26 protein-coding genes are annotated in these 25,329 nt (G+C 72.0%); 17 read left to right on the top strand and 9 right to left on the bottom strand.

Features of this window, described 5'->3' with window-relative positions:
* Positions 1-19: 19 nt before the first annotated feature.
* Positions 20-835, top strand: a complete 816-nt coding sequence (locus RBJ65_RS26760; protein WP_306322212.1) for a glucose 1-dehydrogenase — start codon at positions 20-22, stop codon at positions 833-835.
* Positions 832-1,836, top strand: coding sequence for an alpha/beta hydrolase (locus tag RBJ65_RS26765; RefSeq protein ID WP_306322213.1), 1,005 nt, complete (start codon positions 832-834; stop codon positions 1,834-1,836). Before RBJ65_RS26760 ends, RBJ65_RS26765 begins: the two co-directional genes overlap by 4 nt.
* On the opposite strand, the gene RBJ65_RS26770 is transcribed toward RBJ65_RS26765, so the two are convergent.
* From RBJ65_RS26770 to RBJ65_RS26780, 3 genes are read right to left on the bottom strand one after another with little or no spacing between them, the layout of a single operon-like run.
* A complete protein-coding gene (locus tag RBJ65_RS26770) occupies positions 1,826-3,448 on the bottom strand; it encodes an NAD(P)/FAD-dependent oxidoreductase (protein ID WP_306322214.1) in 1,623 nt (540 codons plus the stop codon). The two genes, RBJ65_RS26765 and RBJ65_RS26770, sit on opposite strands and share 11 nt — an antisense overlap.
* Before the next feature lie 32 nt (positions 3,449-3,480).
* The gene (locus RBJ65_RS26775) at positions 3,481-4,536 is read right to left on the bottom strand and encodes an acyl-CoA dehydrogenase family protein (RefSeq protein ID WP_306322215.1); all 1,056 of its coding nucleotides are present in this window, start codon (positions 4,534-4,536) and stop codon (positions 3,481-3,483) included.
* Positions 4,537-4,550: 14 nt separating this feature from the next.
* Complete coding sequence (locus tag RBJ65_RS26780) at positions 4,551-6,161, bottom strand: FadD3 family acyl-CoA ligase (protein WP_306322216.1); 1,611 nt, start codon at positions 6,159-6,161, stop codon at positions 4,551-4,553.
* Between the two features lie 191 nt (positions 6,162-6,352).
* Here RBJ65_RS26780 and RBJ65_RS26785 point away from each other — a divergent pair, with 191 nt between their 5' ends.
* From RBJ65_RS26785 to RBJ65_RS26815, 7 genes are all read left to right on the top strand, one after another.
* Positions 6,353-7,141 (top strand): 2-keto-4-pentenoate hydratase, encoded by a 789-nt coding sequence (locus RBJ65_RS26785; protein ID WP_306322217.1) that lies wholly within the window; start codon positions 6,353-6,355, stop codon positions 7,139-7,141.
* Between the two features lie 17 nt (positions 7,142-7,158).
* Complete coding sequence (locus RBJ65_RS26790) at positions 7,159-8,067, top strand: acetaldehyde dehydrogenase (acetylating) (RefSeq protein ID WP_306322218.1); 909 nt, start codon at positions 7,159-7,161, stop codon at positions 8,065-8,067.
* 17 nt (positions 8,068-8,084) lie between these two features.
* A complete protein-coding gene (dmpG, locus tag RBJ65_RS26795; protein WP_372341400.1) occupies positions 8,085-9,137 on the top strand; it encodes a 4-hydroxy-2-oxovalerate aldolase in 1,053 nt (350 codons plus the stop codon).
* A gap of 7 nt (positions 9,138-9,144) precedes the next feature.
* A complete protein-coding gene (locus tag RBJ65_RS26800) occupies positions 9,145-10,338 on the top strand; it encodes a Rieske 2Fe-2S domain-containing protein (RefSeq protein WP_306322220.1) in 1,194 nt (397 codons plus the stop codon).
* Positions 10,335-10,538, top strand: a complete 204-nt coding sequence (locus tag RBJ65_RS26805; protein WP_306322221.1) for a hypothetical protein — start codon at positions 10,335-10,337, stop codon at positions 10,536-10,538. The genes RBJ65_RS26800 and RBJ65_RS26805 overlap by 4 nt, the downstream gene beginning before the upstream one ends.
* Positions 10,525-11,532 (top strand): ferredoxin--NADP reductase, encoded by a 1,008-nt coding sequence (locus RBJ65_RS26810; RefSeq protein ID WP_306322222.1) that lies wholly within the window; start codon positions 10,525-10,527, stop codon positions 11,530-11,532. Before RBJ65_RS26805 ends, RBJ65_RS26810 begins: the two co-directional genes overlap by 14 nt.
* 97 nt (positions 11,533-11,629) lie before the next feature.
* Positions 11,630-12,442, top strand: a complete 813-nt coding sequence (locus RBJ65_RS26815; protein ID WP_306322223.1) for an SDR family oxidoreductase — start codon at positions 11,630-11,632, stop codon at positions 12,440-12,442.
* Positions 12,443-12,446: 4 nt separating this feature from the next.
* On the opposite strand, the gene RBJ65_RS26820 is transcribed toward RBJ65_RS26815, so the two are convergent.
* Entirely contained in the window at positions 12,447-13,340 is an 894-nt protein-coding gene (locus tag RBJ65_RS26820) for an IclR family transcriptional regulator (protein ID WP_306322224.1), read from the bottom strand.
* 221 nt (positions 13,341-13,561) lie between these two features.
* On the opposite strand from RBJ65_RS26820, the gene hsaA reads away from it, so the two are divergent.
* The 7 genes from hsaA (at position 13,562) to RBJ65_RS26855 (ending at position 19,845) form a co-directional block, all read left to right on the top strand.
* Positions 13,562-14,758 carry a 3-hydroxy-9,10-secoandrosta-1,3,5(10)-triene-9,17-dione monooxygenase oxygenase subunit gene (gene hsaA, locus RBJ65_RS26825; RefSeq protein ID WP_306322225.1) on the top strand — a complete coding sequence of 399 codons (1,197 nt, stop codon included), beginning with the start codon at positions 13,562-13,564 and terminating at the stop codon, positions 14,756-14,758.
* Positions 14,758-15,645 (top strand): 4,5:9,10-diseco-3-hydroxy-5,9,17-trioxoandrosta-1(10),2-diene-4-oate hydrolase, encoded by an 888-nt coding sequence (hsaD, locus tag RBJ65_RS26830; RefSeq protein WP_306322226.1) that lies wholly within the window; start codon positions 14,758-14,760, stop codon positions 15,643-15,645. The genes hsaA and hsaD overlap by 1 nt, the downstream gene beginning before the upstream one ends.
* A 32-nt stretch (positions 15,646-15,677) precedes the next feature.
* Complete coding sequence (locus tag RBJ65_RS26835) at positions 15,678-16,592, top strand: VOC family protein (protein WP_306322227.1); 915 nt, start codon at positions 15,678-15,680, stop codon at positions 16,590-16,592.
* Positions 16,580-17,137 (top strand): flavin reductase family protein, encoded by a 558-nt coding sequence (locus tag RBJ65_RS26840; protein ID WP_306322228.1) that lies wholly within the window; start codon positions 16,580-16,582, stop codon positions 17,135-17,137. The genes RBJ65_RS26835 and RBJ65_RS26840 overlap by 13 nt, the downstream gene beginning before the upstream one ends.
* A gap of 19 nt (positions 17,138-17,156) precedes the next feature.
* On the top strand, positions 17,157-17,768 hold the full coding sequence (locus RBJ65_RS26845) for a TetR/AcrR family transcriptional regulator (RefSeq protein ID WP_306322229.1): 612 nt from the start codon (positions 17,157-17,159) through the stop codon (positions 17,766-17,768).
* Between the two features lie 147 nt (positions 17,769-17,915).
* Positions 17,916-18,119, top strand: a complete 204-nt coding sequence (locus tag RBJ65_RS26850) for a cold-shock protein (protein WP_306322230.1) — start codon at positions 17,916-17,918, stop codon at positions 18,117-18,119.
* 133 nt (positions 18,120-18,252) lie between these two features.
* On the top strand, positions 18,253-19,845 hold the full coding sequence (locus RBJ65_RS26855) for a DEAD/DEAH box helicase (protein ID WP_306322231.1): 1,593 nt from the start codon (positions 18,253-18,255) through the stop codon (positions 19,843-19,845).
* Between the two features lie 206 nt (positions 19,846-20,051).
* On the opposite strand, the gene RBJ65_RS26860 is transcribed toward RBJ65_RS26855, so the two are convergent.
* From RBJ65_RS26860 to RBJ65_RS26880, 5 genes are read right to left on the bottom strand one after another with little or no spacing between them, the layout of a single operon-like run.
* Positions 20,052-20,963: a tyrosine-protein phosphatase gene (locus tag RBJ65_RS26860; protein ID WP_306322232.1), complete on the bottom strand. Its 912-nt coding sequence runs from the start codon at positions 20,961-20,963 to the stop codon at positions 20,052-20,054.
* A gap of 43 nt (positions 20,964-21,006) precedes the next feature.
* Positions 21,007-22,056: a nitronate monooxygenase family protein gene (locus RBJ65_RS26865; RefSeq protein WP_306322287.1), complete on the bottom strand. Its 1,050-nt coding sequence runs from the start codon at positions 22,054-22,056 to the stop codon at positions 21,007-21,009.
* A gap of 41 nt (positions 22,057-22,097) precedes the next feature.
* Entirely contained in the window at positions 22,098-22,862 is a 765-nt protein-coding gene (locus tag RBJ65_RS26870; protein ID WP_306322233.1) for a CoA-transferase subunit beta, read from the bottom strand.
* The gene (locus RBJ65_RS26875) at positions 22,859-23,713 is read right to left on the bottom strand and encodes a CoA transferase subunit A (protein ID WP_306322234.1); all 855 of its coding nucleotides are present in this window, start codon (positions 23,711-23,713) and stop codon (positions 22,859-22,861) included. Before RBJ65_RS26875 ends, RBJ65_RS26870 begins: the two co-directional genes overlap by 4 nt.
* Entirely contained in the window at positions 23,710-24,480 is a 771-nt protein-coding gene (locus RBJ65_RS26880) for an enoyl-CoA hydratase family protein (RefSeq protein ID WP_306322235.1), read from the bottom strand. Before RBJ65_RS26880 ends, RBJ65_RS26875 begins: the two co-directional genes overlap by 4 nt.
* Before the next feature lie 95 nt (positions 24,481-24,575).
* Between RBJ65_RS26880 and RBJ65_RS26885 the strand changes: the two genes are divergently transcribed.
* On the top strand, positions 24,576-25,328 hold the full coding sequence (locus RBJ65_RS26885) for an SDR family oxidoreductase (RefSeq protein ID WP_306322236.1): 753 nt from the start codon (positions 24,576-24,578) through the stop codon (positions 25,326-25,328).
* Position 25,329 lies beyond the last annotated feature (1 nt).

The raw sequence follows: 25,329 nt of genomic DNA on the forward strand, positions 1-25,329 counted from the left end.
CGAGTGGAGGGATACGGATATGCGTGAGGGACAACTGGCCGGGAAGGTCGCCCTGGTGAGCGGCGCGGCCCGCGGCATGGGCGAGGCCATCGCCCGCGAACTGGTGGCGCGCGGAGCGCGTGTCGTACTCGGCGACGTCCTCGTGAAGGAAGGGGAGAAGGTCGCCGATGACCTGGGGGACGCGGCCCGGTTTCAGCGGCTCGACGTCACGGAGGCCGCCTCCTGGGCCGCCGCTGTCGACCTCGCCCGCGAGACCTACGGACGACTCGACATCCTCGTCAACAACGCCGCCATCTACACCACGTCCCCCCTCGTCGACGAGGACCCGGCGCAGCTGGAGCGGATCCTGAAGGTCGACCTCGTCGGCCCGTTCCTCGGGCTCCAGGCCGTCGTGCCCGCCATGCGGGCGGGCGAGCGCGGCGGCGCCATCGTCAACATCTCCTCCCAGGCCGGCCTCCAGGGCATCTGGGCACACGGCTCGTACGGCGCCGCGAAATGGGGACTGCGCGGCCTGAGCCGGACCGCCGCGCTCGAACTCGGCGGCGACGGTATCCGCGTCAACGCCGTCTTCCCCGGCGCCATCGACACGGCGATGACCGCCCACCTCGGCACCACCGAACACCCCGCCGCCGCACTCGGCCGCATCGGCCGACCCGAAGAGGTCGCGCGGCTCGTGGCCTTCCTCGCCTCCGACGACGCCTCCTACCTCACCGGCGCGGAGGTCGCCGCCGACGGCGGGGCCTCGGCCGGCCGGATGCCGGTGTTCGCACAGCGCGGCAACGGCGGCGGCAGCGGCAGCAGCGGTAGCGGCAAGGGAGAGGACGATGCCAAGTGACACCCCCCGACCCGACACGCCCCGACCCGACGCCCCCCGGCCCGACACCTCCCGGCCCCCGCTCCGACGTACAGGCCCTCATCGACGCCTGCACCGCCAACTTCCCCGCCCTCGGCACCGAGTTCACCGACATCAAAGACGTACGCGCCTTCTTCGCGGAGCGCGCCCGCACCGCCCCGCCCCCGCCCCGGCTCCCCGCCCTGCACCGGGTGACCGACCTGGACGCGGACGGGGTCCCGGTCCGCGTCTACGACCCGGCGGAGGCGCCCCAGGACGACGTCACACCCGTCGTCGTCTTCTTCCACGGCGGCGGAATGGTGCTGTGCTCCCTCGACTCGCACGACGCGTTCTGCCGCGAACTGGCCGCCGACACCGGGGCGTTGGTCGTGTCCGTCGACTACCGGCTCGCGCCCGAGCACCCGTTCCCCGCCGCCCCCGACGACGCGTACACCGCGCTCCTGTGGGCCGCCCGCAACCACCCCGGGCGGCCCCTCGTCGTCGCCGGGGACAGCGCCGGCGGCAACCTCGCCGCCGTCACCGCGCTGCGCGCCCGGGAGCGCGGCGGGCCGGACCTCGCCGCCCAGCACCTCTACTACCCGATGCTGGACCCGGACCGGTCCTCGGCCTCGTACGAGGAGAACGCGCACGGCAACTTCGTCACCGCCGACCACATGCGCTGGTACTGGCAGCAGTACCTGCCCCGCCCCGAGCAAGACGCCCGCGACCCGCGCGCGACCCCGTTCGCCGCGGCCGAACTCGGCGGCCTGCCACCGGCGTTCGTCGTCACTGCCGGGCTCGACCCGCTGCGCGACGAGGGGCGCCGGTACGCGGAGCTGCTGGCCGCCGCCGGGGTGACCGCCGAGTACCACTGCTACGACGAGGCGTTCCACGGGTTCCTGACGATGGTCGGGGACGCCGCCCTGCCCGAGGCGAAGGCCGCCCGCGCGGCCGCCTTCGCCCACCTGCGGAGCATCACCAGCGTCACCGGCGTCACCCGGTAAGAAGCTCGAACCCCTGGTACCCGTCCGCCGCGACCTTCTCGATGATGTCGCCGTACACCCCGAAGCCACCCACGAACGGCATGAACACCCGTGGTTTGCCGGGGATGTTGGCGCCGAGGTACCAGGAGTTCGCCGCCGTCATCAGCGTGCCGTCCGCCCGCTCCCGGCACTCGGCCACCCACCCGTCGACGGCCTCGGCGCGCGCCTCCACACCCGCGTAACCGCCCTCCCGCAGCCGCGTCAGCAGGGCGGCGATCCAGTCGGTGTGCTGCTCGCCGCAGAGGATCATGTTGGCGAGGACGGAGGGCGAGCCGGGGCCCGCGAGGTTGAAGAGGTTCGGGAAGCCGTCCACGCCGAGCCCGAGGTAGGTGCGCGGGCCCGCCGCCCACGCCTCCTTCAGCGTCCGCCCGCCGCGCCCGGTCACGGAGATCCGGTCCAGGGACCCGGTCATCGCGTCGAAGCCGGTCGCGTACACGATCACGTCGAGTTCGACGAGGCCGCCGCCGTCCGCGAGCCGGATGCCGCCGGCCTCCACCCGCTCGATGGGGGTGGCGCGGAGGTTCACCAGGCGTACGTTGTCGCGGTTGTACGTCGCGAAGTAGCCGTCGTCCGTGACGATGCGCTTGCTGCCGATGGGGTGGTCGGCCGGGATCAGCTGCTCGGCGACGGCGGGGTCGGTGATCTCCGCCCGTACCTTCTCCTCCCAGAACCGGCGGGCCTCGTCGTTCGCCGCCCGGTCGGTCAACTGGTCGGGGAACGTCTTCGAGTACAGGACGCCGCCCAGCTCCCAGCGCTCCTCGAAGGCCGCCCGGCGCTCGGCGGGGGCCGCCTCGAACGTCTTGAGCGGGTGCGCCATGTGCGGGGAGCCGCCCCCGGAGAGGCGGGCGAGACGGCGCCGCTCCGCGTAGTCCGCCTTCTGCGCGGCGCGGTCCGCGTCGCTCAGCGGCTTGTTGCCCGCCGGGATCGAGTAGTTGGCGCTGCGCTGAAATACCGTCAACTCGGCTGCCTGGTGGGCGATTTCCGGGATCGACTGGATGCCGGACGAGCCCGTTCCGATCACGCCGACCCGCAGGCCCGTGAAGTCCACGCCCTCGTGCGGCCATTCACCCGTGTGGTACGAGGCCCCGGCGAAGTCGGCGATGCCCTCGATCTCGGGGAGGTGGGTGGAGGACAGGCAGCCGACCCCGAACAGCACATACCGCGCCTCGACCGTCCGGCCGCCGTGACCGCCGCGTCCGTCGTCCGTGCGCACCGTCCAGCGCAGCCGCTCCTCGTCAAGCTCGGCCGAGACGACGGACGTGCCGAAGGTGAAGTGCCGCCGCAGATCGTGCCGTTCGGCGACGTGTTCCACGTACCGCAGGATCTCCGGCTGCGTCGCGTACTTCTCCGACCAGTCCCACTCCTGCTCCAGGTCCTTGTCGAAGGAGTACGAGTAGTCGACGGACTCCACGTCGCAGCGGGCCCCCGGGTACCGGTTCCAGTACCAGACCCCGCCGACGTCCTCGCCGCGCTCGAACCCGGCGACGCTCAGGCCGAGTTCACGCATCCGGTACGCGGCGTACAGGCCGGAGAATCCGGCGCCGACGATGACGACATCCACCTGTTCGGGCATGGCGGGTCCTTTCACGAAGGTCACGAAAGAGGTCACGTAAGAGAGGGAAGAGGGAGGCGCCGGCGGTGCCAGGCCGGCGAGCCCAACAGCCGCGCCGCCGAGTGGGCGCGCTTGAAGTAGCGGTGCGCGGGGTGCTCCCAGGTGATGGCGATGCCGCCGTGCAGCTGGATCGCCTCGCCCGCGACGTGCTCGTACGTCTCGCAGCACGCGGCCTTCGCGGCGCCCGCCGGGATCTCGCCGTGCACGGCGGCCAGCAGCAGGGAGCGCGCCGACTCCAGCTCCGTGAACAGGTCGGCGAGCCGGTGCTTCACCGCCTGGAACGAGCCGATGGGGCGGCCGAACTGCTCGCGGTCCTTGGCATAGCGCAGCGTCAGCTCGAAGACCGCGCCCGCTCCGCCGACCGCGTCGGCCGCCAGGGCCAGGCAGCCCGCCGCCATCGCCTCCTCCAACACCCGTTCCGCGTCGCCGAGTTCGCCGACCGGAGTGGCGGGCGCGCGCAGCAGCTCGGCGCGCCACTGGGGGCGGGTGTCGTCCATGGTGGGCACGGGCGTGAGGCGTACGTCGTCCGCCGTCGCCGGTACGTGGAACAGGCTCGGGCCGTGCCGCTCCGTGCGCGCCACCACGAGCAGGTCGTCGCCGGGCGCCAGCAGATGCTCCTTCGTCCCGGCCACCCGCCACTCGCCGTGGTCGAGGACCGCGTGCGCCCGCACCCGCCCCGGCTCCCACTCCACGCCGCCGCCCTCCGCCCACGCCGACGACGCCGTCCGCGTCCCCTCCGCGAGCCCCGGCAGCAGCCGCGCACACGCCTCCCGGTCCCCGCTCGCCACCAGCGCCCGCGGCACGAGCACCGCGCTGTCCAGGAACGGGACGGGACTCAGCGACCGGCCCAACTCCTCCGCTACGACCGCTAGTTCGGCGTCCCCGGCCCCGAAGCCCCCGTACTGCTCCGGGACCGCGAGCCCCGCCACCCCGACCTGCCCCGCGAGGGGCGCCCAGGCCGCCGCGCCCTCGTGGGCGGCCAGCACCTGGCGCACCGCCGCCCGCAACTCCTCCTGCTCCGCGCTGTACATGGCGTACGTGTCGCTCATCCGACTCACCCGGCTCATCCGGCCATCGCCTCCCCAGCAGCAGCACGCGCCCGCAGCGCCGTCTTGTCGACCTTGCCCGCCGCGTTGTGCGGCAGCTCCGGCACCGGTTCGAACCGGCGCGGCACCTTGAAGTTCGCGAGCCGCTCCCGCGCCCACGACACCAACTGCGCGTGGTCCGCAGGAGCTTCACGGTCGGGTGACGGTACGTAGAACGCCACCCCCACCTCCCCGAGCCGCGCGTCCGGCGCGCCGACCACCGACACGTCCGCGATCCCCGGATGGGCGCGCAGCGCCTGCTCGATCTCGGCGGGGTACGCGTTGAACCCGCCGACCACGAACATGTCCTTCAGCCGGTCCGTGACGGTCAGGAAACCCCGCTCGTCGAGCACGCCCACGTCCCCCGTGTGCAGCCAGCCGTCCGCGTCGACCGCCTCGGCCGTCGCCGCCGGGTCGTCGAGGTAGCCGCGCATCACGTGATAGCCGCGGGTGAGGATCTCGCCGCTCGACGCGTCGATCCGCACCTCGGTCCCGGGCAGGGCGCGGCCCGCGGTGCGGGCGAGGGTGTGCGCGGGCTCGGTGGGCGGGCAGATCGTCACCGTGCCGTCCGACTCGGTGAGGCCGTACGCCGTGTAGACGAGGTCGACGCCGAGCTTCTCCCGTATCTCCTCGATGAGTCGGGTGGGAATGTTCGAGGCGCCCGTGCCCGTCATCCGCAGCGACGACAGGTCGTACGACGCCCGGTCCGGGTGCCGCAGCAGCGTCATGAACAGCGTGGGCGCGCCCGTCAGGACGCTCACCCGGTCGTCGGCGACGCGGCGCAGCGCCCGGTCCGCGTCGAAGACCGGCTCCGGCAGCATCGCCGCGCCCACCAGCAGGCAGGCCACGATGCCCGCCTTGTAGCCGAACGTGTGGAAGAACGGGTTGACCAGCAGATACCGGTCGCCGCGCGTCAGCGTCACCTCCCGGGCCCACGCCGCGTACAGCCGCACCGTCTGCCCGTGCGTCGTGACGACTCCCTTGGGGCGGCCGGTCGTTCCGGACGTGAAGAGGATGTCGGCGTCGTCCTCGGGGCGCACGGAGTCCGTCCGGGCGCGCCGGGCCTCGGCCGTCACCCGCGCGGCGCGCCCGGTGAAGGCGGTCCAGTCCTCGTCGTCGTGCAGTGCGACGACCCGCTCCAGGTCGGGCAGTGGCCGGCCGGAGTCGTCGAGCATCCGCCGGTAGTCCGTGCCGAGGAAGTCGTGCTCGGTGAAGAGGAACCGGCAGCGCGCCCGGCGCAGGATGTCCGCCGCCTCCCCGCCCCGGTACCGGGTGTTCACCGGCACCAGCACGCCCCCGGCGGCCAGCGCGCCGAGCGCCGCGACCACCCAGCGCCCGCTGTTGACCGCCCACACCCCGACCCGGTCGCCCGGCGCGAGACCGTGCGCCATCAGTGCCCGCGCCGCCTCGTCCACGGCGTCGCGCAGCGCCTCGAACGTCCAGCTCCCGCGCCCGTACGCAGGGGTCTCTGGTCCGCGCCCGTACGCAAGGGCCTCGTCTCCGCCCCCGTGCACCAGCGCCTCCTCCCCGCCCCAGGCGTCGGCCGCCCAGTCCGCGAGGCCGGCGATCGTCAGCGGCCCGTCGTCCATCCGGGGTGCTCCTTCCATGGGGACTCGGTCACGCCGGGAGGCTCGCACGCCACCACCACCCGGTCAGCCACGGCTTCCCGCTCACCGGGAATACGCCGTCGCCGCCCGCCTCGCGCGGCACCTACGTTCGCCGCACCTGACCGAGCGAATCCCTGCTGGTCCCCAAGCCCCCCATGGAAGGAGCGGCCCCGATGCTCACCGAGCACGAGCGGCGCAAGGCCGCCGAGGCGCTGGCCGCGGCGGAGTCGGCGCGCTCGCCGATCCCGCCGTTGACCGAGACCTTCGAGGGCATCACCGCCGTCGACGCGTACGAGATCCAACTCGTCGGCATCCGGAACCGGATCGCGGCGGGGGAGCGGGTCCGCGGCCACAAGGTCGGCCTGTCGTCCCCCGTGATGCAGCAGATGATGGGCGTCGACGAGCCCGACTACGGCCACCTGCTGTCCACGATGGAACTGTCCGAGGACGTTCCGGTGCCGGTCGGCCTGTACTGCGTGCCGCGCGTCGAGGTCGAGATCGGCTTCGTGCTCGGCGCGCCACTGCCCGGCGAGGAGTGCACCGTCGACGACGTGCGCGCCGCCACCGAACGCGTCGTGCCCGCCCTGGAGTTGATCGACTCCCGGATCGTGGACTGGCGCATCGCGATCGCCGACACCATCGCCGACAACGCCTCGTCGGCCGGATATGTGATCGGCGCCGGCCGCCCCATCGGCGACCTCGTCCTGAGGGACGTACAGGCACAACTCACCGACGACACGGGTGAGTTGCTCGCCACCGGCCGCGGCGACGCGGTGCTCGGCGACCCCGCCGAGTCCGTCGCATGGCTGGCCAGGACCGTCGCCCGGTTCGGGGTGCGCCTGGAGGCCGGGCACCTGATCCTGCCCGGCTCGTGCACGCGGGCCGTCGACGTCGCACCGGGCCGCACGTACACCGCCGACTTCACCGGGCTCGGCCCGGTGTCCCTGACGTTCACCCACTGAGCCAAGTGAGGTCCCGTATGACGAAGAAGGCGACCGCCGCCATCGTCGGCTCCGGCAACATCGGAACCGACCTCCTGTACAAACTCCAACGCTCCGAACTCATCGAGCCCCGCTGGATGATCGGCGTCGACCCGGCCAGCGAGGGCCTCGCCAAGGCCCGCGCCGCGGGACTCGACGCCAGCCCCGAGGGCGTCGACCACCTCCTCGCGCAGGACGAGCTCCCGGACCTCGTCTTCGAGGCGACCAGCGCGTACGTGCACGCCGCCAACGCGCCCCGCTACAAGGAGGCGGGCATCAAGGCGATCGACCTCACCCCGGCCGCCGTCGGCCCCGGCGTCGTCCCGCCCGCCAACCTCACCGCGCACCTCGAGGCCGACAACGTCAACATGGTCACCTGCGGCGGCCAGGCCACCATCCCCATGGTGTACGCCGTCTCGCGCGTCGTCCCCGTCCCGTACGCGGAGATCGTCGCCTCGGTGTCCTCCCGCTCCGCCGGGCCCGGCACCCGCCAGAACATCGACGAGTTCACCCGCACCACCTCGCGCGGCATCGAGGAGATCGGTGGCGCCCGGCGAGGCAAGGCGATCATCATCCTCAACCCGGCCGACCCGCCCGTCATCATGCGCGACACCGTTTTCTGCGCCATCCCCGACGATGCCGACCGCGACGCCATCGCCCAGTCGGTCAAGGAGGTCGCGGAGCAGGTCGCGACGTATGTGCCCGGCTACCGGCTGCGCGCCGAGCCGCAGTTCGACGACGCCCGCCCCGAGAACGGCGGGATGGCCCGCGTCGCCCTCTTCCTGGAGGTCGAGGGCGCGGGCGACTTCCTGCCGCCGTACGCAGGAAACCTCGACATCATGACCGCCGCCGCGACGAAGGTCGGCGAGGAGTTCGCGAAGCAGCAGCTGAAGGGGACCACCAAGTGACCAGCCCTGACCGTACGTTGGACAGCCCCCACTCGGCCGGCCTCGAACGCCCCTACTCGGCCGACCTCGACATCCGCGTCACCGACTCCTTCTGCCGCGACGGCTCCCACGCCCACCGCCACCAGTTCACCACCGAGCAGGTGCGCACGGTGGTCGGCGCCCTCGACGCCGCCGGAGTCCCCGTCATCGAGGTCACCCACGGCGACGGCCTCGGCGGCTCCTCCTTCAACTACGGCTTCTCGCACACCCCCGAGCAGGAACTCATCAGGACGGCCGTCGCCACCGCGACCCACGCGAAGATCGCGTTCCTGATGCTCCCCGGCCTCGGCACCAAGGACGACATCCGCGAGGCCCGCGGCAACGGCGCGCGGATCTGCCGCGTCGCCACCCACTGCACCGAGGCCGACGTCAGCGAGCAGCACTTCCAACTCGCCCGCGAAATGGGCCTGGAGACCGTCGGTTTCCTGATGATGGCCCACTCCACCACCCCGGAGAACCTCGCCAAGCAGGCCCGCATCATGGCCGACGCGGGCTGCCAGTGCGTGTACGTCGTCGACTCGGCGGGCGCCCTCCTCATGGACGGCGTCACCGACCGGGTCTCCGCGCTCGTCGCCGAGCTGGGCGACGACGCGCAGGTCGGCTTCCACGGCCACGAGAACCTCGGCCTCGGCGTCGGCAACTCCATCGCCGCCGTCCGCGCGGGCGCCCGCCAGATCGACGCCTCCACCCGCCGCTTCGGCGCGGGCGCAGGCAATACGCCGACCGAGGCGTGGGCCGCGGTCGCCGAGCGGTCCGGCTGGCGCACCGGCATCGACGTACTGAAGCTGATCGACGCGGCCGAGGACGACATCCGCCCGATCATGGCCGACGAGTGCCTGCTCGACCGGAACTCGCTGCTCATCGGCTACGCGGGCCTCTACTCCTCGTTCCTCAAGCACGCCGAACGCCAGGCCGCCCACTACGGCGTCAGCGCCACCGACATCCTCCTCGAAGCCGGCGACCGCAAGCTCGTCGGCGGCCAGGAGGACCAGCTCATCGACATCGCCGTCGCCCTCTCGCAGAAAGCCTGATGGAGCCATGACGACCCGCGACAACGAAACCCGCGACAGTCAAGCCCGTGTGATCGACGCGGGCGCCGCCCCCACCCGCTTCGCCCGCGGCTGGCACTGCATCGGCCTCGCCGCCGACTTCCGCGACGGAAAGCCGCACGAGATCGAGGCGTTCGGCACCACCCTCGTCGTCTTCGAAGGCGCCGAGGACCACCAGCTCCACGTCCTCAACGCCTTCTGCCCGCACATGGGCGGCAACCTCGCGCACGGCACCGTCAAGGGCGACACCCTCGCCTGCCCCTTCCACGACTGGCGCTGGGGCGGCAACGGCCGCTGCCGCGAGATCCCCTACGCCCGCCGCGTCCCGCCGCGCGCCAAGACCCGCACCTGGCACGCCCTGGAGCGCAACAAGCAGCTCTTCGTCTGGCACGACCCCGAGGGCAAGCCGCCACCGGCCGACCAGGACATCCCCGAACTCGCCGGAATCCACGGCCCGCAGGAGGAACGGGACCTCTGGTCGGACTGGCAGTGGAACACCACGACCATCGACACCAACTGCCGCGAGATCGTCGACAACGTCGTCGACATGGCGCACTTCTACTACGTGCACTACTCGTTCCCGGTGTTCTTCAAGAACGTCTTCGAGGGCCACGTCGCCACCCAGTACATGAAGTCCGAGCCGCGCCCCGACGTCGACCTCGGCACCCTCTCCGCCTCCGGCGGCCTGCGCTCCGAGGCCTCCTACTTCGGCCCCTCCTACATGGTCGACTGGCTGTACGCGGAGGTGGCGCCCGGCGTCGAGATGGAGACGGTCCTCATCAACTGCCACTACCCGGTGGGCCCGGACCGCTTCGTCCTCATGTACGGCGCCATGGTCAAGAAGCTGCCCGGCATGAGCGACGCCGAGGCCGCCGAAGCCGCCCGCGTCACCAGCGAGGGCCTGGCCGTCGGCTTCGAGCAGGACGTCGAGATCTGGAAGAACAAGACCCGCATCGACAACCCGCTGCTCACCGAGGAGGACGGCCCGGTCTACCAACTCCGCCGCTGGTACGAGCAGTTCTACGTCGACGTGGCCGACGTCAAGGACGAGATGACGGACCGCTTCGAGTTCGAGCTCGACACCCGGCACGCCAATGACAACTGGCGCGCCGAGGCCGAGCAGAACCTCAAGGCGGGCGGCGTGACGTCGTACATCACCGGGGGAACCGGAGGCGACGCATGACCCCCGTCGGCTGCGGCACCTGCGGCGGCCACGTGCTCTGCGAGAAGTACAGCCCGTACCACCTGCAGATCCAGTGGACGCGGGCCGCGTCGGCGGCCTGCCCGCACCTCGGCGGGCAAGGCTGCCCTGAGCTGCGCGTCTCCATCGACCGGGCGGTCGCGGACGGCCGGTTGGAGGTGACGCGGCGTGAGCAGCGCTGACCTCGCCGAACCGGCCACGGGCGTGCTCACGCTGCGCGTCGCCGACGTCGTCCGCGAGACCGCAGACGCCGTGTCCCTCGTCCTCGACGCCCCCGAACTCCCATACCTGCCCGGCCAGTTCCTCACCCTCCGCATCCCCGGCGGCGGCGCCCGCTGCTACTCCCTCGCCTCCTCCCCGTACACCGGGGAGGCGCCCCGCGTCACCGTGAAGAAGGTGCCGGGCGGGGCGGGCTCCGGGTGGGTGTGCGAGCAGGTCGCGGCCGGTGACGTACTCGAATGCCTGCCGCCAGCCGGCACGTTCACGCCCGCGTCCCTCGACGAGGACGTGCTGCTGGTGGCGGGCGGCAGCGGCATCACCCCGTGCCTGTCCATCGCCCGCTCCGTCCTCGCCGCGGGCACCGGCACGGTCACCCTCGTCTACGCCAACCGCGACCAGGACTCGGTGATCTTCCGGGACGCGCTGCGGGGCCTTGCGGCGGAGTACCCGGACCGGTTCGCGGTGGTGCACTGGCTGGAGACGCTGCAAGGGCTGCCCACGCGCGACGCGCTCGCCGCCCTCCTCCGCCCGCTCGCGGCGGCCCGCACCGCCTACCTGTGCGGCCCGCAGCCCCTGATGGACGGCGCGGAGGACATCCTGCGCGCGGCGGGCGCGGCGGCCGTGCACCGGGAGCGGTACTTCTCGCTGTCCGGCGACGTGTTCGACGCGCCCGCCCCCGTGGGATCGACCGTCACGGTCACCGCCGAACTGTACGGCCAGACCCACGAGGCGGCCGGCGACGAGTCCACCCCACTCCTCGACGCCCTCCTCGCGGCGGGAGTCCCGGCACCGTACTCGTGCCGGGAGGGTGCGTGCGCGGCCTGTACGTGCCGAGTGGTGGAGGGCGAGGTGACCCTGCGGCACAACGAGGTCCTCGACGCCGAGGACCTCGCCGAGGGCTACACCCTCGCCTGCCAGGCGGTACCGGTGACGGACCGCATACGGGTCGAGTACTGACGAAAGTCCCGGTCGAAACCCTGCCGGACGGCCGCATGCTGGAGGCGGGCCTTCCCCTTCGGGGAGATCCGGACTCAATGAAGAGCTGGAGGATCACATGTCCACGATCGCCGTCACCGGAGCCGGTTCCGGCATGGGCGCCACGCTCACCGAGCGGCTGCGCGCACAGGGCCACACCGTCATCGGCGTCGACCTCAAGAACGCCGACGTCACCGCCGACCTCGGCACCCCCGAGGGCCGCGCCCACGCCGTCGCCGAGATCACCCGGATCAGCGGCGGCAGACTCGACGGGTTCCTGCCGTTCGCCGGGATCACGGGCGGCGCGGGCCGACCGTCGAGCCTGCTCGTGTCCGTCAACTACTTCGGCGCGATACGCCTGGTGGAGGGCCTGCGCCCGGCACTCGCCGCCACGGGGAACGCCTCCGTCGTGTTCGCCTCCTCCAACTCGACGACCACGCAGCCCGACTGGCCGGAACGGGTCGCCACCGCCTGCCTCGCGGGCGACGAGGCCGAGGCCCGCAGGACCGCCGACGAGGCGGGCGCGGACGACGGCGGCATCGGCGCCTACCCGGCGACCAAGGCCGCCCTCGCCTGGTACGCGCGCACCCGCGCCGCCGAGTACCAGGCCGACGGCATCCGCCTCAACGCGGTCGCGCCCGGCTACATCGACACCCCGATGACCCGCGCCGCCGCCGAGGACCCGGCGACCGCCGAGGGCATCAAACAGTTCCTCGCCTCGATCCCGGCCGGCCGGGCGGGAACGGCCGAAGAGATCGCCGAACTGGTGGAATTCCTGCTCTCACCGAAGTCCTCGTACTGCGTCGGCTCCGTCTTCTACGCGGACGGCGGCCTCGACGCCGGGCTGCGCGCCACGGACTGGCCGAAGGTCTGGCACCCGCGGACCCGGTAGCCCGTCACATCCATGAATCGGCCCGCACCCACCCCAACAGATTCGGAATCGTGCGGTCCACTGAGGCGTTCTCCGGCGTGACGTCCGGGGCGGGCGCATGCCGTGCCGCCCGCCCGGGACCGTTCAGATCCCGCCAGATCGCCCGCGCCGCCCCCTGCAGCAGCGGCGCCGCGAGCTCCAACGGCCGCAGCCCCCCGAGCGATCCGAGCGACACGGCGGCCACCGCCCGCCCCGCGCCGCGCAACGGCACCGCCGAGCACACGAGCCCGTCGAACGTCTCCCCGCGGTCGTACGCGATCTGCGCCGTACGCACCCGCGACAGCTCCGAGCAGAACACGTCGGCCCGCGTCACCGTCCGCGCGGTCCGCGGCTTGAGCCCCGCCGCGACGACCCGCTCGATGTCGTCCTTGCCACCGAACGCCAGCATCGCCTTGCCGGCCGCCGTGGCATGCGCGGGCAGCCGCGCCCCGATCCGCACGGGATACGCCCGGTCCGTGGCATCCCCCGCCGAGTGCGGCAGCGAACCCGCCCGCTCCAGACACACGACATCGGTCACCCCGTCGAGCACATACAGCTGCACGAGCTTGCCGGTGGCCTCGTGCAGCGCGTCGAGATGCGGGATCGCGGCGCGGATCAGCCGGTTGTGGTGCGCGGCGAGCCCACCGTGCTCCAGCATCCGCAGCCCGAGCCGATAGTCCCGCCCCTCCCGGTCCAGCCAGCGCAGCCGCACCAACTGGTCGAGGATCCGGTGCGCGGAGGATCTGGACAGCCCCGAACGCTGGATGATCTCGGTCAACGACAACCGCCCACGTCCACCGTCGAAGGCCGCGAGAACCTTCTCCGCCTTCTCCAGGAGCGACAGCGGACCGCCGCCGGCCTCCAGGGCCGTTCCGAGCACAGCACACCCCCGTAGAAACGGTAGAAACGCTCCAACGCTGAGTGGACCTTGCCACGCCCCACCCCGGCATATCTAGCCCCTGCGGCGATTGAGCAGCGGGGTCCGGGGCAGCGCCCCGCGACGCAGGAGGAAGCTCCCGTCCCGCTCCCTCCCCACCCCCTTCCCACTCACCGGGAACCTCACCTGTCCATCCCCAAAGACCCCTACCTAACGTCCCGACCATGACCGAAACCACCACCACCGCCGGCGTACTCGCCTCCGTCCGCGCCCTCCTCCCCGCCATCGCGGACCGCGCCGCAGAGGCCGAAGACCTCCGCAAGGTCCCCGAAACCACCATCAAAGAGCTGACCGACACCGGCTTCTTCCGCCTCCTCCAGCCCAAGCGCTACGGCGGCTACGCCGCCGACCCCACCGTCTTCTACGACGCCGTCAAGGAGATCGCCCAGGCCTGCGGCTCCACCGGCTGGGTCGCCTCCGTCGTCGGCGTCCACCCCTGGCACGTCGGCCTCTACGAGAAGCGGGCGCAGGACGAGGTGTGGGGTGTCAGCGGCGAGCGCGCCGACACCCGCATCTCCTCCTCGTACGCCCCGACCGGCAAGGTCACCCCGGTCGACGGCGGCTTCCGGCTGTCGGGCCGCTGGCACTTCTCGTCCGGCTGCGACCACACCCAGTGGGTGATCCTCGGCGCCCTCGTGCCGGACGCCGACGGCAACCTCGTCGACATGCGCTCCTTCCTGCTGCCGCGCGCCGACTACGAGATCAAGGACGTGTGGGACACGGTCGGCCTGCGCGGCACCGGCTCCAACGACGTCGTCGTCGAGGACGTCTTCGTCCCCGAGCACCGCGCCCTGTCCTTCGGTCCGGTCACCGCGCTCACCCCGCCCGGCGCCGAGGTCAACCCCGACCCGCTGTACAAGCTGCCGTACGCCTCCGTCTTCACCACCACCATCTCGACGCCGATCGTCGGCATCGCGCAGGGCGCCTGGAGCGGTTTCGTCGCCGCGACCCGCGAACGCATCCGCGTCTCCTACGGTCAGAAGGTCGCCGAGGACCCGTTCGCGCAGATCCGTCTCGCCCGCGCCGCAAGCGACATCGACGCGGCCTGGCGACAGCTGCGCGGCAACATCGCCGAGATGTACGAACTGGCCTGCGCGGGCGCCCCGTTGACGGTCGAGCTGCGCGCCCGCGCCCGCCGCGACCAGGTACTCGCCACGGAACGCGCCGCGGCCGCCGTCGACCTGCTGATGGAGAACGCGGGCGGCAACGCGATGCGCACCGGCGCGGGCCCCGCCGGCGTCCAGCGCGCCTGGCGCGACGTCCACACGGGACGCGGCCACGCCGCGAACGACCCCGAGCGGGCCCTGCTCATCTACGGCCAGGACGCCCTCGGCCTGGAGATCCAGGACGTGATGCTCTGATGACGCAGCACACCGCCCAGCACACCACGCAGCACACCGCGCAGAGCACCCAGCGCTTCGTGAAGGCCGCCGGCATCCAACTCGCCTACCACGAGGCGGGCCCCGCCGACGGACCCGCCGTGATCTTCCTCCACGGCGGCGGCCCGGGAGCCTCCGGCTGGTCCAACTTCGGCGCCAACCTCCCGGTCTTCGCCGAAGTCGGCTTCCGTACGCTCCTCCTCGACCAGGTCTGCTTCGGCGCCAGCGACAAGCCGGAACTCGACGCCGACTACTGGACCGCGTCCGCCCGCTGCACCGTCGCCCTCATGGACGAACTCGGCATCCAGCAGGCCGACTTCGTCGGGAACTCGCTCGGCGGCGGCACCGCGGCCCGCCTCGCCATCGACTTCCCCGACCGCGCCCGCAAGCTCCTCCTGATGGGCCCCGGCGGCATCTTCCTGAACCTCTTCCACGCCGACCCCACCGAAGGCATCCGGCAGCTCTTCGAGTTCAACACCGCCGCCGAACCGACCCGCGAACAGATGCGGGCCTTCCTCACCACCCTCGCGTACGACAAATCGATCGTCACGGACGCCTTCGTCGAGGAGCGCTACCAGCGCGCCATCGACCCCGACGTCCGCCTCGGCACCGCCCGCATGGGCGCCTCCTTCGCCAACCCCGAGTGGGCCGAGCGCACCCAGATCTGGCGCGACGCCGGGAAGATCCCGCACGAGACGCTGCTGACCTGGGGCCGCGAGGACCGCGTCAACCCCATCGACGGCGCGTTCGTCGCCCTCAAGGCGATGCCCAACGCCCGCCTGCACGTCTTCCCGAAGTGCGGCCACTGGGCGCAGACCGAGAAGGCCGACGAGTTCAACCGCCTCGCGATCGACTTCTTCACCAACTGACCCCAACTGACCTACGTATCAGGGGAGTTACGATGGACATCCGCGCACTCGGCTATCTGCGCACAGAGACGGCCGACCTCGCCGCCTGGCGCACATACGTCCTCGACATCCTCGGCATGACCGAGGCTCAGGGCACCACGGACACGCAGCTCAACGTCCGCATCGACGACCGCATCCACCGCCTCCAGTTCGTCACCGGCACCCAGGACCGCCTCGCGGCCGCCGGTTTCGAGGTCGCCAACGCCCGCGAACTCGACGTAGCGGCACGGGAGTTGGAGGCGGCCGGACACGCCGTGAAGGAGGCCGACGCCGCGACCCTCGCCGACCGCCGCGTCCAGGGCCTGATCCACGTCAGCGACCCGGCGGGCAACCCGCTGGAGCTCTACTGGGGCCAGGCCCAGGACCACACCCCGCTCGCCACCCCCTACGGAAACCGCTTCGTCACCGGCACGACCAAGCCGTCCACGGGCGACCTCGGCCTCGGCCACGTCGTCCTCCCGGCCGTCGAGATCGACGAGGCCGTCGACTTCTACGAGAACCTCCTCGGCTTCCAGCAGCGCGACTCCATGCGACTCCCGCCCGCCGCCGTCCCCACCGGCAAGCCGGGCCAGGACGCGTACCGCATGTACTTCCTCTCCCCGAACCGCCGCCACCACAGCCTCGGCCTCTACCCGGGCGCCCTGCCCCCCGGCATCGTCCACTTCATGGTGGAGCTGGAGGAGCTGGACGACGTCGGCCACGGCCTCGACCGCATGAAGAAGGCGGGCTACCCCATCGCCTCCACCCTCGGCCGGCACTCCAACGACCACATGGTGTCCTTCTACGCCCAGGCACCCGGCGGCTTCCAGGTCGAGTACGGCTGGGACGGCCTGATCGTCGACCCGGCGACCTGGGTCACGAAGGAGATCACCGCCGACTCCCTGTGGGGCCACGAGTGGAACGGCTGAGCGCCACCGGCACCCTGGAAGGCATCGACCCGGGGGAGTACCGGGACACCCTGTCCCGGTTCGCCTCCGGCGTCACCGTCGTCGCCGGTCTCGACGAGGCCGGCGCCCCGGCGGGCCTCGCCTGCCAGTCCTTCACCTCCCTCTCCCTCGACCCGCCCCTCGTCCTCGTCTGCGTCGCCCGTACGTCGACGAGCTGGGCCCGCATCGCCCCCACAGGCCGCTTCGGGATCTCCGTACTCGCCGAGGACCAGCGCACCCTGTGCCGCACCCTCGGCTCCCGCCGCCCCGACAAGTTCACCGACATCGACTGGCACACCGGCCGGGACGGCGGCAGCGTCCTTCTCGCAGACGCCCTCGCCCACCTGGAATGCACCCTGGAACGCACCGTCGACGGCGGCGACCACAAGATCGTCATCGGCCGCGTCACCAGCCTCACCACCCCCCGTGCCGACGGCCGCCCCCTCCTCTTCTTCCGCTCCGCCTTCGGCACCGGACGCTTCCCCGCGGGCCAGGAAACGGTGGACCACTTCGCCCAGTGGCTGTGACGCCCGCGACAATGGGGCGGTGCCTACCAAGAAGAAACCCCAGGAGAGCGCCGCGGCGCCGGAACGCCGCAGCGAACTGCTCCACACCGCGGCCGAGGTCTTCGCCGAGCAGGGCTACAACGCCACCACGGTCCGTAAGATCGCCGACCACGCGGGCATGCTCGCCGGCAGCCTCTACTACCACTTCGACTCCAAGGAATCGATGCTGGAGGAGATCCTGCGGACCTTCCTCGACGAGCTGTGGTCCGGCTACGACACCGTGCTCGACGACGACCTGGGCCCCCGCGAAACCCTGGAGGCACTGGTCACCGAGTCCTTCCGGGAGATCGACCGGCACCGCCCCGCCGTCGCCATCTACCAGCGGGAGGCCAAGGCGCTCGTCGGCCAGGAGCGCTTCGACTTCCTCGCCGAGTCCCAGCGCCGCTTCGAGAAGACCTGGCTGACCACCCTGGAGCGGGGCGTCGCCGACGGCGTCTTCCGCGCCGACCTCGACATCCGGCTCACCTACCGCTTCGTCCGCGACACCGTGTGGGTCGCCGCGTCCTGGTACCGGCCCGGCGGCCAGCACAGCGCCGAGGAGATCGCCAGGCAGTACCTGTCGATGGTCCTCGACGGCATCGCCGCACGCTGATACTCGACGTGCTAGAGTCGATCGCGTTGCAGTTTTGGTACCCATAGACTTTATGTGCGCCTGACGGGAATGTTCCGCTTCAGGCGCATTATTGTTTTACCGAGGTGTTCTCGGAATGGGAGCTGCTACCTGTTCAAGGAGAACAACATGGCCACCGGTACCGTTAAGTGGTTCAACTCGGAAAAGGGCTTCGGCTTCATCGAGCAGGACGGCGGCGGCGCCGACGTCTTCGCCCACTACTCGAACATCAACGCCTCTGGCTTCCGTGAGCTCCAGGAGGGCCAGAAGGTGACGTTCGACGTCACGCAGGGCCAGAAGGGCCCGCAGGCGGAGAACATCGTCCCCGCCTAATCTCCGCTCGAAGATCACCCGACGCCGCCGGTCCCACCCGGCAGGCATCGGATCGAGCATCACCGGGCCGGGGCCCGCACCGCGACGGTGCGGGCCCCGGTTCCTGCTGTCCCGTCCCGGAAGGCATCGCCGCATGGCCAGTTCTCCCCGCCCGTCGTCCGACCGCCGCGCCTCGTCGGGACGCTCCGCGTCGCAGCCCCGTGCGGACCGCCGCCGTGGCTCCCGCCCCGCGGCCGCCGGGCAGCGCCGCGCTCCCGAGCAGCGCCGGAGGCAACAGCCCGCGCCGCCGAGCGAGTTCACCCTGCCGGAGAACACCTCGCCCGCGCTGCCGCCGGTCGCCGACTTCGCGGACCTGGACATGCCCGAAGCGCTCCTGAAGACGCTGGGCGAGCAGGGCGTCACCGAGCCGTTCCCCATCCAGGCGGCGACGCTCCCCAACTCCCTCGCGGGACGCGACCTCCTCGGCCGCGGCCGCACCGGCTCCGGCAAGACCCTCGCCTTCGGCCTCCCGCTGCTCACGCACACCTTCGGCGCCAAGGCCGAGCCGAAGGCCCCCCTCGCGCTCGTCCTCGTGCCCACGCGTGAGCTGGCCCAGCAGGTCACCGACGCCCTCACCCCGTACGCCACCGCGCTCAAGCTGCGGCTCGCGACCGTCGTCGGCGGCATGTCGATCTCCCGCCAGGCCGGCCAGCTGCGCCGCGGCGCCGAGGTCGTCGTCGCCACCCCGGGCCGCCTCAAGGACCTCATCGAGCGCGGCGACGTCGAGCTCGGCTCCGTGCGCACGACGGTGCTCGACGAGGCCGACCAGATGGCCGACATGGGCTTCATGCCGCAGGTCACCGCGCTCCTGAAGCAGGTCGAGGCGGGCGGCCAGACCATGCTCTTCTCGGCGACGCTCGACAAGAACGTGGACCGTTTGGTCAAGCAGTTCCTCAACGACCCCGTCGTCCACTCCGTCGACCCCTCCGCGGGCGCCGTCACGACGATGGAACACCACGTCCTGCACATCGCCGACGAGACCGACAAGAAGGCCGTCACGGCCCGCATCGCCGCCCGCGACGGCCGCGTCATCCTCTTCGTCGACACCAAGCGCTCCGCCGACCGCCTCGCCAAGCGGCTCCTCGCCACCGGCGTGTACGCGGCCCCGCTGCACGGCGGCCGCAGCCAGCCGCAGCGCAACCGCACCCTGGAGCAGTTCAAGGACGGCCGGGTCACCGCCCTCGTCGCCACGAACGTCGCGGCGCGCGGCATCCACGTCGACGACCTCGACCTCGTCGTCAACGTGGACCCGCCCACCGAGCACAAGGACTACCTGCACCGCGGCGGCCGCACCGCCCGCGCCGGCGAGTCCGGCAGCGTCGTCACGCTCGTCCTGCCGGAGCAGAAGCGCGACGTGCAGCGACTGATGCGCGACGCGAAGATCAAGCCGCGCACCACCCAGGTCCGCTCCACGGACGACGAGCTGACGCAGATCACCGGCGCCCGCGAACCGTCGGGCGTGGCCGTGACCATCGCGGTCCCGGAACCGACCCCCTCCACCACCACCCCCAAGCCCCGCCGCTCCCGCCGCTCCCGCGGCGGCTCGGGCAACGGCGGCGGCCGCCCGGCGGGCAACGGTGCCGGCCGCGCCACGGCCACCGAGGGCCAGCGCTCGGGCGGCAACCGCCGCCGCGGCGGCAACAACCGCGGCGGCCAGGGCCCCCGGGGCCCTCGCCAGGCGGCGTAGCCTCCGGTGGTCGAGGCCGGCAGATCAAGCCCCGCCGGCGTTTGAGGCGCGGGGTCCGGGGCGGAGCCTCGAGACCTCTGCTTCTCTTGGGCCGGCCGTCACGTCGGGCCAGCCCACTTTCAAGCCCCGCCGGCGCTTGAGGCGCGGGGCCCGGGGCGGAGCCCCGCGACCTGCGCCCCGTGCCACCGCACTCCCGGAGGGGACCTTCACGCCACCAACCGGCCCCGCAGCACCCCCACCGCACGCCGATCCACGCCGAGCCCCTCGGTCACGTACCGCTGCAAGCTCCCGAACTCCCGCCGAACCTCCGCCCGCGCCGCGTCCAGATACTCCATCCGCACCTCCTGCACGGGTATCAGCAACTCCGGATGCTGCATGAGCCCCGCCTGCCGCAACCCTTCACGCACCTGCGCGTCATGCTCGGCCCGGAACGAATTCGACGCCAAGTAGTCGCCCACCGCGTCCCGTTCGTCGACGCCGAGCAGCCGCAGCAGCACGTACGTCATCCACCCCGTACGGTCCTTGCCCGACGTGCAGTGGTAGAGCACCGCCCCGGACCTGCCCCGCGCCACATCCCGCAACGTCTCCCCGAACCGGGCACGGTTGTCCGCGTCGTTCACGAACATCCGGTACGTGGCCCGCATCTCGGCGGCCCCCTTGCCGTCCCCGAGCGCCTCCTGCTGCGCCACCGGATCCTTGGACCCGATCGCCGCCATCAACTTCTCGTACTGCCCACCGTCGGAGACGGACCGAGAGTCGGCCGCGAGCCCCGCGGGCAGCCGGTCCGCACCGTCCGTACGCACCTCGAACGGCACCCGGAAGTCGACCACTTGGCCCAGCCGCAGCCCGGCGACCCGCTCGACATCCGCATCGGTCAGATCGCACAGCGCGTCGGCCCGGTACACGAGCCCGTACCGGACCCGCCCGCGCCCGAGCGCCCGATACCCGCCGACGTCCCGGACGTTCACCGCGCCCTCAAGAGGCACCTGCCGGACGCCACCGGCACCGCCGCCATCGGCACCGGCACGTGGCGCCGCGAGCGCCACACCCGCCGCCCCACCGACGGCGGCACCCAGCACCCGGCGCCGCGAAAGGATCGCTCTGTTCGTTCCTGGCATACCTGAACTCCCTCGCGGAAGCGGCCGGTTGACGGCCTGGGAATCACCCTGGTGTCGGCAGGGTGCCGAGCGTGTGCCGGGCCTCGGCCATCACGCGGTCGACGAGCTCCGCGCAACTGGGCAGGTCGTCGATGAGCCCCGCGACCTGGCCCGAGGCCATCACGCCGAGGTCCGTACGGCCCTCGACCATGGACGCCTTCAACAACATCGGAGTGTTCGCGGCCAGCAGCACCTGGCCCCACGTGAGGTCCTTGCCGTGCTTCATGGCGAGCCCGTCCCGCACCAACTGCGGCCAGGACAGCCCGGACAGCCTGCGGAACCCGGCCGCGCGCCGCACCGCCTGCGCCAACGCGCGCGTACGCCCCACACCCTCCAGCGAATCGACCAGCTCGGTACGCAGCATGCGGTGCGGCAGCCCGTCCACGGCCGTCGTCACCGTGACGTCCTTGACGCTCGCCGCCAGGTACTTCGCCTTCACCGCGTCCGGCACCGTCGAGTCCGACGTCAGCAGGAACCGGGTGCCCATGGCGATCCCGGCCGCCCCGTAGGCGAGCGCGGCGACCAGGCCCCGCCCGTCCCGGAAGCCGCCCGCCCCGACCACCGGAATGTCGACGGCGTCCACGACCTGCGGCAACAGCACGGACGTCGCCACCTCGCCGGTGTGCCCGCCGCCCTCGCCGCCCTGCACGATCACCGCGTCGGCGCCCCACGCCGCGACCTTCTCCGCGTGCCGGCGCGCCCCGATCGACGGGATCACGACGGCGCCCGCGTCCTTCAGCTCGGCGATCAGCTCCCGCGAGGGGGCCAGCGCGAACGAGGCGACCTTCACGCCCTCCTCCACGATCACCTTGACCCGCTCCCGCGCGTCCCCTGCGTCGGCCCGCAGGTTCACGCCGAACGGCTGATCCGTGCGCGCCTTCACCTCCCGTACGGCGGAGCGCAGTTGGTCGAGCGTCATGGTGGCGGACGCGAGGATGCCGAGCGCCCCCGCGTTCGCCGCCGCCGACACGAGGCGCGGACCCGCGACCCACCCCATCCCGGTCTGCACGATCGGATGCCGCACCCCGGTGAGCTTGGTCAGCGCCGTCGGGATGGTGAACCCGTCGGCGGCAGGGGTGGGACCGGAAGTCGGTGTCATACCGGCTTGACCTCCCGATCCCGCTTGGCGTCGGGGTCGATGACCTCCCGGACCAGCCGCAGCTCCTCGGCCGTCGGCTCCCGCGTGCACGGCACCTCGCCGCCCTCCGGCAGCGCCAGCGCGAACCCGGTCGCCTCCTGGACCTCCGCCACCGTGACCCCCGGGTGCACGGAGACGAGCCGCATCGAGTGGTCGTCGGTGTCGAAGTCGAGCACCGCCAGATTGGTCACCACGCGCGGGAGACGATGGAACCGCGTCGCCGCGGGACCCGCCGCGGCCGCGCTGTCGTAACCCACCCCGCTGATCATGTCGACCTTCTCGACGAAGACCCGGGGGCTGTGCTTCGCGACCCAGTAACTCACCGCGTTGTTCAGCGTGTTGACCGGCGCGCCGCGCACCCCGATGAGCTGCCGGTCCGGCCGCTCCCAGTCGCCGATGCAGGAAATGTTCATGTTGCCGAACCGGTCGAGCTGGCTCGCGCCCATCATGATGTGCCGCTTGCCGCCCGTGGTCAGGGCCAGGTGCTGCCGGTACGGGAGCCAGCCCTCCGGCTGCCCGTCGAGCCCCACCAGCATCGCTTCGCCGTCGGTCAGCATCAGCTCGGGGGAGAAGGTGCGCTTGGCGAGCCGGGACGCGATCACGGGAACCATGCCGCCCATCGGGCTCGCGAGCACCTCCCCGTTGTCCCGCCACGCCTCGGCGCACGCGATCACGCAGTACTCGGCCCGGGTCGCTGCTTCAACTGTCTGTGTGGCGGTCACTTCTGCTCCTCGTGCCAGGCCTGTACGGCGGACTGGTACTGCTTCTCGTCGCCGCCGGGCGGCAGGAACCGCTCGGCGAACTCGGCCCAGGGCGTGGACGCGTAGAGCTTCTGGAACGCCTCGTCACGGTCGTAGTCCGGCACACAGGACGTGAAGTGCGCCCCGTTCGGCGTCTCCACGACACCCGTCACCGAATGCCGCTTGACCAGCAGCGACTGCGCCACTGTGGCCGCCCCGAAGCCGTCGACCAGCCGCTCGCACGACACGTACGCACGGTCCGCCGCCTCGCAGAACAGGTCGTCGAAGTACGGGTCCGGGCCCAGGAACTGACCATTGCCGGCCCGGTCCGCGCGGTTCACGTGCACCAGCGCGGCGTCCATGCGCAGCGCCGGCATCGCGACGAGCGTCTCCCCGTCCTCGTACGGCGACGTCACCGTCCGCAGCTCCGGGTTCACGCGCATGACGTCCGAGCCGATGCCCGCGCGTACAGGGATGAACGGCAGCCGGTTCGCCGCCGCGTGCAGCCCCCACATGAACATCGCCTCGTCGATCTCCATCAGCTCCAGCGCGCCCTTCTGGCGCGCCGCCCTGAAGTTCGGTTCGAGGGGGATGGAGTCGAGCGTCACGAACGCCGTGACCAGCTTGCGGATCTTCCCGGCCGCCGCGAGCAGCCCGACGTCCGGGCCCCCGTACGAGACGACGGTGAGGTCCGTGAGGTCACTGCGCAGCAACGCCCGTACGAGCGCCATGGGTTTGCGGCGCGAGCCCCAGCCGCCGATCCCGATCGTCATGCCGCTGCGCAGCTGCCCCACCACGTCGTCCGGCGTCATGGTCTTGTCCGGTGTGGTCATCGGTCGTTCTCCTGTCCGAAGGTGTCGCGGACCCGGTCGGCGACCCCGCTGAGGTTCGCCTCGAAGGTGAAGCCCTGCTCGAAGCGGTAGCTGCGGTGCACGTCGACCGGGTCGATCCCGTTCAGCGCGGACTTGGCGAGGCGGAGCAGATAGCCGTCCTTGCGGGCGATGTCCCGCGCCAACTCCAGTGCGGCTTCCCGCAGTTCAGGTCTTGGCACGACCCGCCACACCGACCCGTGCGCGTGCAGCTCGGCGGCCGTGGCCGTCCGGGACGTGAAGAACAGCGCGCGCATCAGATGCTGCGGGACGAGCCGGGCCAGGTGCGTGGCCGCGCCGAGCGCGCCCCGGTCCAGCTCGGGCAGGCCGAACGTCGCGTCGTCGCTCGCCACGATCGCGTCCGCGTTCCCCACGAGCCCGATGCCGCCGCCCAGACAGAACCCGGCGACCGCCGCGACCACCGGGACCTCGCACTGGTACACCGCCGAAAACGCTTCGTAGCAGCCGCGGTTGGCGCCGACCAGGGCGCTGTGCCCGCCGCCGGGCGAGGCCGTCTCGCGCTGCATCTCCTTGATGTCCACCCCCGCGTTGAACCCGCGGGAGGTCTCGGCAGCGGTCAGCACGACGCAGCGCACATCGGGATCGCGGCCCGCGGCGCGCACCGCGTCCGCCAGGTCGTACCAGCCCTGCACCGGCAGCGCGTTGACGGGCGGGAAGTCGACCGTGACGACGGCGATGCCCTTTTCGGGTGAGGAGGTGGAGACACCCATGGCGTTCAGCTACCTTTCCACCTAACGTTTGTTTGGTACGTCGATGACGGTAGCAGGCGGCGAGGGGCAGCGGAATGGGTCAGGAAGAGGCAGGGATGGGAATCGGGGCGGATCTGAGCGGACGCGTCGCCGTCGTCACGGGCGGCACGAGGGGAGTGGGCGCCGGAATCGCCAGAGCCTTCGCGCGGGCCGGGGCTCGGGTGATCATCTGCGCCCGCCGCCCGCCCGAAGTCCCGGTCGACGGCTGCGAGTTCATACCGGTCGACCTGCGGGACGCGAAGGCCGTCGAGGACCTGTTCGCGGGCCTCGACCGGGTGGACGTACTGGTGAACAACGCGGGCGGCACCCCGTACCGGCCGCTCGCGGAGGCGGACGCGGCGCGGCACGCGCGCGTGCTCGAACTGAACCTGACGTCGGCGCTCACCGCGTCCCTGGCGGCCCGCGAGAAACTCGCCGCCGCCCGCGGCTCCATCATCATGATCGGCAGCGTCAGCGGCAGCCGCCCCTCACCGGGCAGCGCCGCATACGGAGCGGCGAAGGCGGGCCTTGAGCACCTGGCGCGGTCCATGGCCGTGGAATGGGCACCGGAGATACGGGTGAACACGCTGGTGCTCGGCATGGTCCGCACCGAACTGAGCGCACTGCACTACGGCGACGAGGAAGGCATCGCCGCCGTCGGCGCGACCGTCCCCATGGGCCGCCTCGCCGAGCCGCGCGAGATCGGCGACGCGGCCGTGTTCCTGGCGTCGGACGCCGCCTCGTACATCACCGGCGCGAGCCTGCTCATGCACGGCGGCGGCGAGAAACCCGCGTTCCTGGACGCGGCAACTGTCAACAAGGAGGCCTGAG

The organism is Streptomyces sp. KL109B (genome assembly GCF_030766935.1).
In the GTDB taxonomy this organism is placed as follows: Bacteria; Actinomycetota; Actinomycetes; order Streptomycetales; family Streptomycetaceae; genus Streptomyces.